Annotated in this window: 12 protein-coding genes and 1 riboswitch; all 12 genes read left to right on the plus strand. The window is 49.1% G+C overall.

The window, feature by feature from the left end:
* Positions 1–284: 284 nt before the first annotated feature.
* The 12 genes from OM416_RS21030 (at position 285) to cobJ (ending at position 13289) form a co-directional block, all read left to right on the plus strand.
* Entirely contained in the window at positions 285–1748 is a 1464-nt protein-coding gene (locus tag OM416_RS21030) for a catalase (protein ID WP_319951923.1), read from the plus strand.
* 208 nt (positions 1749–1956) lie between these two features.
* Positions 1957–2373 (plus strand): BlaI/MecI/CopY family transcriptional regulator, encoded by a 417-nt coding sequence (locus tag OM416_RS21035; RefSeq protein WP_264932694.1) that lies wholly within the window; start codon positions 1957–1959, stop codon positions 2371–2373.
* Between the two features lies 1 nt (position 2374).
* Positions 2375–3235 (plus strand): M56 family metallopeptidase, encoded by an 861-nt coding sequence (locus OM416_RS21040; RefSeq protein ID WP_264932695.1) that lies wholly within the window; start codon positions 2375–2377, stop codon positions 3233–3235.
* Between the two features lie 52 nt (positions 3236–3287).
* Positions 3288–3701, plus strand: coding sequence for a DoxX family protein (locus OM416_RS21045; RefSeq protein ID WP_062836855.1), 414 nt, complete (start codon positions 3288–3290; stop codon positions 3699–3701).
* 339 nt (positions 3702–4040) lie between these two features.
* Entirely contained in the window at positions 4041–4742 is a 702-nt protein-coding gene (locus tag OM416_RS21050; RefSeq protein WP_264932697.1) for a pirin family protein, read from the plus strand.
* A gap of 44 nt (positions 4743–4786) precedes the next feature.
* Positions 4787–5122, plus strand: coding sequence for a hypothetical protein (locus OM416_RS21055; RefSeq protein WP_264932699.1), 336 nt, complete (start codon positions 4787–4789; stop codon positions 5120–5122).
* Between the two features lie 188 nt (positions 5123–5310).
* On the plus strand, positions 5311–6906 hold the full coding sequence (locus OM416_RS21060) for a spore germination protein (protein ID WP_264932701.1): 1596 nt from the start codon (positions 5311–5313) through the stop codon (positions 6904–6906).
* 4 nt (positions 6907–6910) lie between these two features.
* A complete protein-coding gene (locus OM416_RS21065) occupies positions 6911–8110 on the plus strand; it encodes a Ger(x)C family spore germination protein (protein ID WP_264932702.1) in 1200 nt (399 codons plus the stop codon).
* Positions 8103–8324, plus strand: coding sequence for a hypothetical protein (locus tag OM416_RS21070; protein ID WP_062836859.1), 222 nt, complete (start codon positions 8103–8105; stop codon positions 8322–8324). The genes OM416_RS21065 and OM416_RS21070 overlap by 8 nt, the downstream gene beginning before the upstream one ends.
* A gap of 62 nt (positions 8325–8386) precedes the next feature.
* Entirely contained in the window at positions 8387–9589 is a 1203-nt protein-coding gene (locus OM416_RS21075; protein ID WP_264932703.1) for a GerAB/ArcD/ProY family transporter, read from the plus strand.
* Between the two features lie 131 nt (positions 9590–9720).
* Positions 9721–10557: a uroporphyrinogen-III synthase gene (locus tag OM416_RS21080; RefSeq protein ID WP_264932704.1), complete on the plus strand. Its 837-nt coding sequence runs from the start codon at positions 9721–9723 to the stop codon at positions 10555–10557.
* Positions 10558–10759: 202 nt separating this feature from the next.
* A riboswitch (cobalamin riboswitch) is annotated at positions 10760–10952 on the plus strand.
* 402 nt (positions 10953–11354) lie between these two features.
* Complete coding sequence (gene cobJ / locus OM416_RS21085) at positions 11355–13289, plus strand: precorrin-3B C(17)-methyltransferase (RefSeq protein ID WP_264932706.1); 1935 nt, start codon at positions 11355–11357, stop codon at positions 13287–13289.
* The last annotated feature ends 218 nt before the right edge of the window (positions 13290–13507 follow it).

Here is a 13507-nt window from a genome sequence, read left to right on the forward strand (position 1 = left end):
TTTTTTTTGCCCAATTTTATCGTTCACTCCACGCTTTTTCGGGTATTACCTAATAGATAGGCAGATCAGAATCATTCCCTTAAAAATATGTTCATGCTTCATTCATGAAGTGTGTGTGAACCTCATCTTAAACTCATGTGAACCTCATGCAAGAGCAGAGTTGGACATGTTAGAATCAATTTAACAGTTAGATCAAGTCTAAATGTATATTTAAATCGAAGCCGAATATGATTTTAATAGTAGATATATAGCAGCCGTGAAACCCATTAGAGGAGGACGACATGATGACAGAACGTATGACAACCAATCAGGGCGCACCCGTAGGTGACAATCAGCATTCCCGCACAGCAGGCAGAAGAGGGCCGACACTGCTTGAAGACTACCATCTCATTGAGAAAATTGCCCACTTTGACCGTGAACGTATTCCAGAACGGGTGGTACATGCAAGAGGAGCAGGTGCTCATGGCGTATTCACGCTGGAGCAGAGCATGAAGGAGTATACAACAGCGGACTTCCTGCAAGATCCGGGTACGGAGACGGATGTACTGGTTCGTTTCTCAACCGTTATTCACGGTACAGGATCACCAGAGACTGCACGAGATCCACGTGGATTTGCTGTAAAATTCTACACGCGTGAAGGCAACTATGATCTCGTCGGCAACCATCTGCCTGTGTTCTTCATTCGTGATGCGATGAAGTTCCCCGATATGGTTCACTCCCTGAAGCCAGCTCCGGATACGAATATTCAGGAACCGGCGAGATATTGGGACTTTATGACCCTTTCACCAGAATCAACGCATATGATGACCTGGTTGTTCTCTGATCTGGGCACACCGGCGAGTTACCGGGAGATGGATGGATTCGGCGTGCATGCTTTCAAATGGATCAATGCACAGGGGCAGGTACACTATGTAAAATATAAATGGGAGTCTGCACAGGGGGTTCGAGGCTTCTCTCGTCAGGAAGCTGCCGAAGTACAGGGGCAAGACTTTAACCATGCTACACGGGACCTGCATGAACATATCAAGAATGGGCAGTATCCGCAGTGGAAGCTTCAGGTACAGCTGTTGAAGCCTGAGCAGATGGATGATTTTGCTTTTGATCCGCTCGATCCAACCAAAACGTGGCCAGAAGATGTATTGCCGTTCCATACGGTGGGCACGATGACTCTGAATCGGAATCCGCAAAACTTCTTTGCTGAAGTGGAGCAGGCGGCTTTTTCTCCTAGTGCGCTTGTACCTGGAATTGAGCCTTCCGAGGACAAATTGCTGCAAGGACGCTTATTCTCTTATCCGGACACACAGCGTCACCGGCTTGGAACGAACTATTTGCAAATTCCAGTGAATTGCCCGTACGCACCTGTTCGTAATCATCAGCGTGATGGACTCATGAATGTGAATCAGGACCCATCTCCGGTGAACTATGAACCCAACAGTTCCGGAAACAGCCCACAGGAAGATCCGGCATACCGGGATAGTCAGGTTCCGTTGCAAGGGCATGTTACACGCGAGAAAATCGAGAAGACGGATGATTACACGCAGTCAGGTGAGCTTTTCCGTTCATTTACCCCTGTAGAGCAGCAGCATTTGCTGGATAATCTGATTAATGACCTTAAGGGCGTATCTGTTGATATTCAAATGCGTGCCCTGTGCCACTTCTTCCGGGCGGATGGACAGCTTGGCGGACGTTTGGCTCATGGACTCGGTGTGGATATTTCTGCACATATGCCGTCACAGGATGGAAAATAAAGTACAGTTTGTCCATGTTCTACAATAAATATTGACTGATATTCGGTGAAGATCGGGCAGAACCGCGAACGTGCGGAACTCCCCGATCTTTCGCTTTTTTTCTGAAATGGAAAACAAATTTACAAATCATTTACATAAAATAGCTGACATAGAGGTTGACTTCTCATTTGATGGCACTACAATGGGTAGTGTGAGGGGTGTCAGAAAAATGAGAATACACAATTTCAAAGTGGGTGAGCGTGGGCTCAACCGATTTTTCGGTCCGCTGGAGGCCAAGATCATGGACATTTTATGGGCTTGTCCTGGCAGCAGCATCCGTGAAGTGCAGACCGCACTTGAACAAGACAAAGACGTCAATTTTAATACAGTCATGACCGTGATGAACCGGCTCGTAGACAAAGGACTGCTTGGCAAGTCTCAGAAGGGCAGAACATCTATGTACCAACCGGTACAGAGCAAGGAGGAGTTTATGAACGACCAATCCAAGGAACTGTCACATGAGTTGGTGGATGAATTCGGAGCTCTGGCATTGAATCATATGCTGGATGCGCTGGATGAAGCAGATGCGGGTCTGATTGAACGCCTGGAACAGAAGATCAAACAGTGGAAAAAGGATAGCGATTAAGATGTGGAAGGCCCGCTCGAAGCTTTTGTTTACCGTCGGGTTTGGCATTCCGTTACTCGTGTTCATGCAGATGTTCATGTACGCGATGTACAAAATTTTTGGCTGGGATATCCCGTTTAATCTGCTCTGGCTCTGCAATCATTGGATGAGTCGTCTGGGCTGGTTATCCGTGGGACATTTCCTGCTGGCACTGGTCTTGCTGACATTTGCCGGAACAGGCTGGCTGCTAACGGTTCGTATGATGAAAACCAGGGCAGCTGTGCGTAAACTCCGCTCCATGGAGGTTCGTGCGTTATCCCGTGAATTGGAGTCTAGGTATCTCCATCTCGGACAGCCCGGATTCATTGTGGTGGACAAGTCATCGCCGGTTGCATTTACAATCGGTTTATGGAAACCTTGCATCGTACTTTCCACAGGACTTCTGACGATGCTGGATGCTGAAGAGGAGACCGCAGTTGTGTACCACGAAGTCCATCATCTGTGGCACCGTGACCCACTGAAAACGACGCTGTTGTCGGTGTTTGCAATCATGATGCCTTATATTCCCGTATTGAAGCATACGTCTAAACATTACAATATTGTGAGAGAAATTCTGGCGGACAATGAAGCCATCGAGCGTACAGGCAATGTGGCAGGCATTGGCAGTGCGTTGCTCAAGCTGCTTAGGGCTTGTCCTGAGCCTTGGGGAGCAAAAGAACTAACCGTTCAATCTTCATTTGCAGATACGTCGGTAAATGTACGGATTTCACGTCTTCTGGACCCGGAAAAGGACGTAACGCTAAGATTGCCACGCTATGCTGTTCTGATGTCGGCTACCGTTTTCCTGTTGCTGTCTATCTTGTTTGTTTGGTCCATTGGATAAATCAACTTGGCTAAATGCGAGGTTGAATATAACACTAGGGAGGAAGATGAACATGAATAACAAAAGTGTAGAGATAGGATTACTTTTCTCAAGGATTATGATCGGTTTGATCTTTGTATTGCACGGTTGGAGTAAATTCGAAGGTGGAATCAGCGGTACGGTAGGTTTTTTCGAAAGTATCGGTATTCCCGGATTTCTTGCATCGGTTGTAGCCATCATTGAGTTGGTGGGTGGTGCGGCGATGATTCTGGGTCTGGGAACACGAGTGTTTGCTGCCCTGTTTGTCATCGTTATGGGTGGCGTGCTGCTTACAGCCAAAGTGGGTGAGCCGTTCATGAGTGGTACCGAGTTCGATTACCTGCTGCTGGCGGGTTCCCTGACACTGCTCTTCACAGGAAGCCGCTTCCTGGCTGTAGATCATCTTTTCTCCAGACAGGGGAACGCTCGCCAGAATGTGAGTGCTTGAACTGACTAACTATCGCTTAAAAAAATATTGAATTGCAGGATGAGTTCTGCAGCGAGGCTCTTTATTGACCAGGCCGGTTCGGGATATGTATTCGCGAACCGGGCTGATCGGTAGAGAGCTTTTTTCAAAATATAAGGAAGTATATTATTTCGCCATCCTTCTCTATATTTCTTCGGAATGAAACACGCTGAGTCGCTAGAGGACGGTGACAGCCGTTTCACCTTGTTTGGACGATATGCCTCTGTTCTGATACAATGAGAATAAGTATGTTACTAAATAAAAATAAGAATGTAAATTTGAAGTTGAGTACATCAAATTAAGATGAGGAGGATGCATTTTATGATTAACGTCATTCCATCCGATGCCCGCTCCAGCTTTGATCGAGGCTGGCTCCGTGGCAGTCACAGCTTTTCCTTTGGAGAATACCAGGACCCGGAGAATACGGCGTTTGGACCGATGCGGGTAGCGAACGACGATGTGATTGCTCCAGGTCGCGGTTTTGGGGCTCACCCACATAGTGACATGGAGATTGTATCCATCGTACTGAACGGCAAGCTACGACATGAGGATAACCTGGGCAACGTGGCCGTTACTGCATTTGGCGGTATTCAGCGAATGTCAGCTGGCAGTGGCATGATTCATACCGAGCATAATGCCTCCGATACCGAAGAGGTACGTTTGCTTCAGCTCTGGTTTATGCCGCATACGAAAGGGCTGAAACCCTCCTATGAGACCACATCATTTGATCCAGCAGCACTGGCAGGAAAGCTTGTACCTATTGTATCGCCGGATGGGGGTCCAAGAGTTGCGACCATTCATCAGGATATGACGATCTACCTTGGACGTTTGGCCAAAGACGAGACATTAACCTTTAATCAGGATATGGGCCGCCGGATGTACATTTTCTCCATTGAAGGCAAGCTGGGATTGAATGGAGAGTACCTGTTGAATGAAGGAGACACAGCTCGTGTGGAACAGCGGGATTCAATAGAGCTGCAAGCAAACGAAGACACGTTCTATATGATTATTGATCTGCCGTAAATGGCTGATGGAGTGAACTCCAAGATGAAGGAGGATATGTACTTATGGCGCAACAGGAATGGTTTATGGTTAAACATGCGGTAACTGGACGAGGACTGGCGAATAGCAAAACAGATGCGCTATCCTATCGGTTCCAGCAGGAGGGCACAGGTTTTATATTTACCGTTACGGGTCTGGACGAGCTGATCGTGGAACAGATTGTGGAGCTCAGACAGGAATTGAATGTATTTCGTTTCGTCCAACGCAAGGATCAGCATCTTTTGAAGCACTGGTACTACGTGGAAGGTGAACGTGTAGAGTATGACAGGGAGCGTCACACGCTGAGCATCTATGCGAAGTCGGAGATTCGTTATGTCCCTGAAGATTATTTTGCCGATTAACTAGGACGTGTCTGAAATATAGGTTGAACAGCTTCTGGAATAGTTAAGGAGGTCTCTGTTAAATACAGAGGCCTTTTTTGCTGTCTGGATTCAGAGCATTCATTCGTAATTTTGCAAAAAAGACCACATAATTCCCAGCTGTCTGGCACAAGCTACCTTGTATAAAAACAAGAACGGAGGGGCGGCATATGGCAGACAAAACATCTGGGAATGACAAGTCCCGACAACCCGAACAAGCTCCAGAAGAAAAAAAACATATCCCTCTGGGATTGCCGTCCCCGCCTTTTATTCGGCAACCCATCAGCACAATACATGAAACTCAGATTAAAGCAGTAAAGGAGATCTTCTCCGATTGTTCTGATGTGGTTTTCCGCAACGTCATGATTACGCCGGAAGTCAAAGGACTTCTGGTCTATATTGAAGGCATTGTTAACTCGGCTGATATCCAGGAGCATATGCTGCGTCCGATTATTCGAGGTCTGGTGCAGCAGCGCACAGATGAACCCGATGTTCCACTGGATGATACAACCGTTGAGCTGACGCAGGTGAAGCGGGTTAAAACCTGGGCTGCTGCGACAGAAGGGGTACTGGCATCTTCCGCACTTCTGGTAGTCGATGGAAGTGACGAAGCTTGGATGTTCAACGTTAAAGGCGGCGTCAGACGTGGGGTGGAGGAACCTCAAACGGAGTCTGTAATTCGGGGACCACGGGAAGGATTCACCGAAACACTCCGTGTCAATACAGCTTTATTGCGCTTCAAGCTGAAAACTCCATCTCTCAAGATGGTGAGTATGACCCTCGGCACAGAAACCAAGACAGATATTGTTCTGACTTATATGGAGGATATTGCTGATCCGAAGTTGATCCGGGATGTGAAGAAACGCCTGGAAAAAATCAAAATCGACGGCATTCTGGAGTCGGGTTATATCGAGGAACTGATTGAAGACCACCCGTATTCTCCATTTCCGCAGATGCACTATTCCGAGCGTCCGGATACGGTGGCAGGCAATCTGCTGGAAGGGCGGTTTGCCATTATGGTAGACGGTACTCCCTTTGCGCTGATTGCTCCTGTCACGATGTGGCAGATGCTTCAGGCCAGTGAGGACTACTACGAACGATTCTTCATCAGTAATCTGGTGCGCTGGATTCGATTTTTGTTCGTAGCCATCGCACTATTTTTGCCAGCCTTATATATCTCGATCACGACATTTCATCAGGACATGTTACCCACCACGCTGATTCTGAGTATTGCCGGTGCACGGGAAGCGATCCCTTTCCCGGCTTTGGTGGAAGCTCTCATCATGGAGCTATCGTTCGAAGCCCTCCGGGAAGCCGGGGTCAGGTTACCCAAAACGGTGGGTCAGGCCGTCAGTATCCTCGGTGCACTCGTGATCGGACAGGCCGCAGTTCAGGCGGGGATTGTATCGGCACCGATGGTTATTATTGTATCTATGACAGGTATAGCTTCCTTCACGATTCCGCGGTTTAACTTTGCGATTACAGTGCGTTTGCTGCGATTTCCCATTATGTTACTGGCGGGTATGCTCGGACTGTACGGCATTGTGATTGGTTTGGTTCTGATCTCGGTGCATCTGACACAGATGACTTCGTTTGGTGTGCCATATCTGTCAGGTCTTAGCCCGTACAGCAAAACAGATACCAAAGATATTCTCATTCGTGTGCCGTGGTGGAAAATGATTAATCGTCCTTCTACGGTTCAGGATAACCAGAAACGGATGAATGAAAAGATCAATGGTTCGCCTGAAGCTGAGGAAGGATGGTGAACACATGTTTCTGATTCGAAAAATTCGCGCCGTATTGATGTTGCTGCTGTGTACCCTTTTCATAGCAGGTTGCTGGGATCGAAAGGAAATTAATGATATTGCCTTTGTGATCGGCATTGCGATTGATAAGGAAGGGGAGAACTACAGATCCAGTCTGCAGATTGCTCTTCCTGGTCAATCCGGTGCTTCTGGCAGTACGGGAGGTGGCGGAGGTACAAGCGGGGACAAATCATGGTTCATGTTGTCCAACACGGCGAAGACGCTACGGGGGACTACACTTGAGGGCCAAAAAGCGCTATCTCGCAAGATTTATTATGCGCACCGTCGTACTATGCTCATTGGGGAAGATCTTGCCCGTGACGGCGTTGCCTCCATGCTCGATTTGTTTACACGTTACCCGCTTAACCGATTCTCAGCATTGCCAGTCGTTACAAAAGGTGAAGCATACGCCGTGATGGATACGGATGCACCTATAGAGAAATTCCCATCCGAGATGGTGAGAGAGCTTTGCTTTCTAAATATGCGGAATCCACGTTCACTGAAAACGTTCATCGATTCTATTCTTAGTGATGGTGTAGATCCATTCCTGCCGGTTGCTTCGAAAGTGGAAAATGTTCCAAAAAATTGGAAGGACGCCAAAACAAACATCAAGCTGGATGGATTGGCCGTGTTCAAGAAAGACAAGCTGGTGGGCATGATTGACAAGGCTCCCGCAGATGCACTGATTCTCGCTATGGGGGAAGCCAATGCGCCGGAAGTTATGGTCAAGGCTCCACGCGGAGAAGGAGATATATTCATCAAGCTGAACGAGAACAATTCTTCACTGCACCCCACTGTCAAGGATGACAAGGTTACCGTGACCGTTCAATTGTACGCCAAAGGAGTAGTAGTAGATAACGAATCGAATTACGGTGATCTGCGTGAGAAAGAAATACTGGAACTAAATGACGCGATCCACAAAAAAATAAAAGAGGATATCGTTGAAGGAGTTCGATTAATTCAGCAAAAATATCATGCCGATATTCTCGGGATCGGTCGATCTATCCATCAGCACTTGCCTAAAGAGTGGGACAAAATGAAGGATCGCTGGGATGATATCTATCCTGATGTTGAGGTGAACGTTATCCCGCATGTCATTATTGAAAATGTAGGGGTAGTTAATAAACCGATCGGTGTCGTTGAGGAGGATATCGTACATGATTAAACCGCTTTTGTTCACCTATTTGGGAATGGTCATCGTTGTTATTGTGATGGATTTCAGACATCTGAAGCAGGCGGCAGTTATTAATCGCTGGTTATCCTATGGGCTGATTGCATTGGGAACAGGCATTTGGTTATATATAACCCATTTGAGCAAAACCTTTTTTGTAGCGGTATGGATTAGCCATGTTATTCAGCGATTCTTACCGTTACCATAGATGCAGACTAAGGATGTTGCGGAGTACAGATTGAATAATAAATGATGGAAAGGAGGTACTGTATGAATCAGAGTGTGACTCATCGACAGATCGTGTTGCTCGTGCTGCTGCTCAGCATTACGGGCACGTTGATTCAGCCCCATGCACAGGCCATTTTTTATGCGGAACAGCACGCTTACCTCTCGTATGTACCAGTCGTTCTGGTGATGATTGTATCCATGTGGATGATCAGCCGGGTTCAGCGCAGATTTCCGAACCAGGATTTGTTTGAAGCGCTATCTGACCGGTTCCCCTTGTTGGGAAGGCTCGCAGGCGTAATGTACATTCTGTTTTTTTTCTTCGTATTTGCAAGAGATATCCGATTAATTGGTGATTACGTCAGCATAACCTTGCTTGAAACGACACCGATTTCGATTGTGGTATTGTCACTTATGATTATGGCGGTATTTATCGTCAGAGGTGGGCTTGGCTCGTTGATCGGTATGGCAGAACTGTATGTTACCCTGTTTCTGTTGAATTCTGTAATTGTGCCTTTCATGCTGATTCAGCAAGTGAATATGGATAATCTGATGCCCTACTTTCATGTCGATGCGGCGGGTGTGGGCAAAGGAAGCTGGTACATATTTTCTTTTTATGGAGAGATGATCGCATTGCCTTTTGTTGTCAAGGGCAGTGATTTTCGCTTCAAGCCTGTGCTGTGGGGGATGATCATCTCGGGATTGGTGATGATGCTGATTATGGTGGAAACCATCACGTCAATTGGTGTGCCTATCGCCTCCAGACTGGTCTACCCTTCGTATGAACTGGCAAGGCAGTTGCAAATTAGTGACTTTCTGGACCGGTTTGACCTGGCGCTGGCAGCGGCAACCTTACCTACCATGATTACGAAAATTGCATTTGATCTGTATTTTGTCTGCTGGGGACTGAAGCGAATGATCCCGAACGTATCGGGAAAGGTCATGACAGGTCCGGTCGCGCTGGTGGGCTTTGTCTGTGCCTTCTGGTTTTTCAGAAACGCAATACAGCTCTATCGATTTACTCGGGAATGGACATGGATCGCCATTGTATTTGAAGTGATGTTCCCTCTAGTGCTGTTTTTTTTCCTTCGTCCTCGCAAAAAGGATAAAAAAGAATCTACCCAACAGAGATCGGGAGACCAGTCCAAAAAAGAGAAGCATGAACAGGGACAAGAAGCCTCTGATTCGGAGAAGAACGGAGAGAAAAGAACGCAGGATTCTCTTGGTGGAGAACTCCAGCCTTCCTGATATATTCCATCAAAAATCGTTATAGATGAACGGGCAAAAAGAGGGGAAGTGCAGTTTCCCTTCGCAGAAGTACCCTGTATACTGTAGTCAGACTGATGAACATTCGGCTGAACTAACGGGGGGGAACATGAATGGCTCAACATTTGGCAGGTGTACGTGTAGCATTGACAGGACCACGAAAATCGAAAGAAATGTCCTTACTGGTTGAAAAAATGGGTGGAATCCCGCTTGTGCGTCCTGCACAGGGAACGGTATTTCTGGATGACCGAAATATCAGGGACGGGCTGGTATCCTGGATCTCGGACCCGCCGGACTGGGCGGTATTGACCACGGGCATGGGATTGGACGCGTTGTTTGAGATGGCCGAGGATATGGAAGTGGCGGGAAAATTACTGGATGCATTGTCGGAATCTCCGATTGCAGCCAGAGGGTACAAGACGGTAAATGCACTCAGAAAGCGCAAGTTAACGCCACTGGTACGGGATGATGATGGTAGTACGGACGGGCTCATTCGTGAATTCGCATCCCATGATCTTAAGGGTAAAAAGGTCATGTTGCAGCTTCATGGGGAGACAGCTCCCAAGCTTGTAGCTTGGTTGGAAGAACAAGGGGCAATCGTTCGGCAAGTGCTCCCTTATCGCCATGTACCGCCGGAAGAGGCAGAGCTGGAACAGCTTTTGAATGAGATTATACAGCATGAGGTTGATGCGGTTGCCTTCACGAGTGGACCTCAGGTCCGATTTCTGACCGAATATGCGGCATCGCAGGACAAGCTTGAACCAATGCTCGCAGCCTTCAGACAAGGTGTAATCCCTGCCTCTGTAGGGAAAGTCACAGCAAACTCCATGCGTGAAGAGGGCATTGAGGCGCTGGTCATTCCAGAGGAAGAGAAGATGGGTGCACTCATCGTTGAACTCGGACGTTACTTTGCGGCGGGTCATGCGGACAAAGTTCGTGGCCTGCAATAACAGTTGATCAATGTGTATTAACGTGCATTCAATCCTAAGGTAGTTGGATGATTTAAAACGAATCGTATATGCATATGTTACTCCTGGTTCTGATCCGATTTCTGGATCAGGACTTTTTTCTGTTTTGTCTGAAAATAGAAGAATGGACAAGTATCATAAGCATGGACATTATTTCCTGAGCGGTGTTATTATGAAAACAATATTGAATGAAAACAAGCAAGGTGCTCTTGCGTGCAGCAAGAGGTAACAGGGAATCGGGTGAAAGTCCCGAGCGGTCCCGCCACTGTAATGGTGAAGCCCTTTTTGATCCAAGTCACTCGCAAAAAGCCGGGGAAGACAGAAAAGGAAGCTGATGATCCAAAGCCAGGAGACCTACCTTGCATGTGTCACCGAACCCTTCGCGGAAAGGAATGGTGTACGAAGAATCAGGAATTGGGCGAACAAGCGGTTCGCCCGGCTGGCCCCCTTGGGCCACATAGTCACAGGATTACCCTCCGGGAGTCTGGGACTGTGTTCTTGAGTGTACGTACATGCGTATCCCATCCGTTATAAGGATGGGATTTTTTTGTTTTTTTAGATAAATGTACATCCTTGCGAAACCCAACCATATGTCGGGAAATTGCAGGTAGAGGAATAGATTAGTTTGATCATGCAGTTGGTTTAGAAGAGCTGGGTTCGATGATCTGCGTTGACAGGACGACGAATTGAACACGCTTTACAGTTAGGGAGAAGGTCGGCATAGCCGCCCTTCTTCACTGTTTAATCCGTAGGACAAGTGTGATGGAGGAGGAGAAGCAATGCAAGGTCAAGGCAAGCTGCTGATTATCGGGTTTGGTCCGGGAGCGATGGAACATATCACGAAGCGGGCACTCGAGGCACTTCAGGAGAGCGAGGTTATTATCGGATACAATACTTATGTGGATCTTATCCGACCTCTGTTGAACGGGCAAGCGATTGTACGCACAGGCATGACGGAGGAAGTAAGCCGCGCACAAGAAGCGGTCAGACAGGCGGAGATGGGCAAAATTGTTGCCGTAATCTCCAGTGGTGATGCAGGCGTCTATGGTATGGCAGGTTTGGTATACGAGGTGCTGATGGAGCAAGGCTGGAAGCCGGATACCGGTGTCGCCGTGGAAGTTATTCCGGGCGTGTCGGCCATTCAGTCTTGTGCTTCACTGCTGGGTGCTCCCGTCATGCATGATGCATGTACGATCAGCCTCAGTGATCACCTCACGCCGTGGGAGACCATTATTCGCCGGGTCGAAGCTGCAGCGTCCGCTGATTTTGTCATTGCTCTGTACAATCCACGCAGTGGACGGCGTACACGTCAAATCGTGGAGACGCAGGAAATGATCCTGCGTTATCGTGACCCGCAGACCCCGGTAGGTCTGGTGAAAAGTGCATATCGTGAGCGTCAGGACGTCGTCATGACCACACTGGAGGATATGCTGAATCATGATATCGGCATGCTGACGACGGTGATCATCGGCAACTCCTCGACCATGATGTACGAAGGACTCATGGTCACACCGCGCGGTTATCAGCGGAAATATACGCTGAACACCGCGGAACAGTCGCTCAGACCTCATGAGCGACTGCGCACGGAAGCCGAGCCATGGTCGCTCGGCGCAAGGGAAGCCCGCGCTACCGCCTCCGGCGAGGCAGCGGGTGAGAGCGCGGCCAGCGATGCAGTGGCCGCGCAGCCACAGGCGGAGCCAGCCCTGCGCGGCGCAAGCGCCGGAGCGGGCACAGCCCCGCAAGGGCAGCCGCCCGCTGGCGCCGGGGCTGCTGCCGCTATGCCTGCGGCAAGCCCGGCGAGCAGCACTGGCGGCACCGCCGTGCTGGCCGGCGAGCGACCTGAGCCCGTTGCGGCAGAGGCCGCTCCGGGCCGAGTCGCGGAAAAGCCACGCGCCGGCGCAGCTGCGCTCGCCGCAGAGGCGCTGACGCGGCTCGCGGCAGGCGGAGCGCTCGCGGGCGAATCGGCGAGCCGCTGGCTGGATGCAGCAGCGCCGAGCCGAACGGCAAGTGCGCAGCAGGCCGCGACCGCAACGGCGGTACGCACTGCGCCCGAGCCTGGGCGCAAGGCGCCGCTGTTCGAAGTCGGCGTGTCGCCCGGCGTGGGCAACAAAAAATTCACCGCCGCCCAGATGGCGCTGCTGGCGCAGTGTGCAAGTGAAGACGGCGAACTGGAATACACGCCGGAGCACCAGATTATTTTGAGAGTGCCGACGTTTGAACCGGACTCGTTGGTTGAAGAGCTGCGTGCAGCGAATTTTATCGTTGTGCCGATCGGCGATGTCATCAAGGTGAAGGCCTGTGACTTCTGCAACATGGAGAAGGACGATGCTGTCCCGATGGCTAACCATCTGCAGGCCGTGATTGGCGGACTGGGTGCACCCAAAGAAACGAGTGTGGCATTGAATGGTTGCGGTATGGCATGTTACGGGGCAGTGCTGGAGGATATCGGCATCGTGTACCGCAAAGGTGCATATGACCTGTTCCTCGGGGGCAAGAAGTTCGGCCGTAATGCTCACCCTGCCCAGCCCGTAGCGGAGGGAATTCCGGGTGACCAGATTGGTGGGATTGTGGAACGGATTGTAGCCGATTACAAGGAAAAAGGCCATCCGAACGAGCGATTCCACAAATTCTTCAAACGAGTTGGTGTAATTCAGGGCTTCCGCCATGTGGATGCACCGGTCACGGTAGAAGTAAATCCGATATGTGGTGACTAATTCCTTACTAAATCCTGACTAAGCCTTGATTAAGTCCTTGACTGAATCGCTTCCTTCGGGAAGACGTGATGGTGTAACTTGTCAGGCGTATCTAATATTTTGCAATATTCGCTGAATTTCAGCTGACATAGATGGATTGATTATTACGAGTAATGTAACGAATGGATGGAATGATTGGTTTGACGTCGTTTTTGCCGGATGAACTGGAATGCCAGAAC

It is taken from the genome of Paenibacillus sp. LS1, from assembly GCF_026013365.1.
Classification (GTDB): domain Bacteria; phylum Bacillota; class Bacilli; order Paenibacillales; family Paenibacillaceae; genus Paenibacillus.

Coding starts and splice junctions, on each gene's coding strand:
- OM416_RS21030 (WP_319951923.1), top strand. CDS start 285: ATGACAGAACGTATGACAACCAATCAGGGCGCACCCGTAGGTGACAAT.
- OM416_RS21035 (WP_264932694.1), top strand. CDS start 1,957: ATGAGAATACACAATTTCAAAGTGGGTGAGCGTGGGCTCAACCGATTT.
- OM416_RS21040 (WP_264932695.1), top strand. CDS start 2,375: ATGTGGAAGGCCCGCTCGAAGCTTTTGTTTACCGTCGGGTTTGGCATT.
- OM416_RS21045 (WP_062836855.1), top strand. CDS start 3,288: ATGAATAACAAAAGTGTAGAGATAGGATTACTTTTCTCAAGGATTATG.
- OM416_RS21050 (WP_264932697.1), top strand. CDS start 4,041: ATGATTAACGTCATTCCATCCGATGCCCGCTCCAGCTTTGATCGAGGC.
- OM416_RS21055 (WP_264932699.1), top strand. CDS start 4,787: ATGGCGCAACAGGAATGGTTTATGGTTAAACATGCGGTAACTGGACGA.
- OM416_RS21060 (WP_264932701.1), top strand. CDS start 5,311: ATGGCAGACAAAACATCTGGGAATGACAAGTCCCGACAACCCGAACAA.
- OM416_RS21065 (WP_264932702.1), top strand. CDS start 6,911: ATGTTTCTGATTCGAAAAATTCGCGCCGTATTGATGTTGCTGCTGTGT.
- OM416_RS21070 (WP_062836859.1), top strand. CDS start 8,103: ATGATTAAACCGCTTTTGTTCACCTATTTGGGAATGGTCATCGTTGTT.
- OM416_RS21075 (WP_264932703.1), top strand. CDS start 8,387: ATGAATCAGAGTGTGACTCATCGACAGATCGTGTTGCTCGTGCTGCTG.
- OM416_RS21080 (WP_264932704.1), top strand. CDS start 9,721: ATGGCTCAACATTTGGCAGGTGTACGTGTAGCATTGACAGGACCACGA.
- cobJ (WP_264932706.1), top strand. CDS start 11,355: ATGCAAGGTCAAGGCAAGCTGCTGATTATCGGGTTTGGTCCGGGAGCG.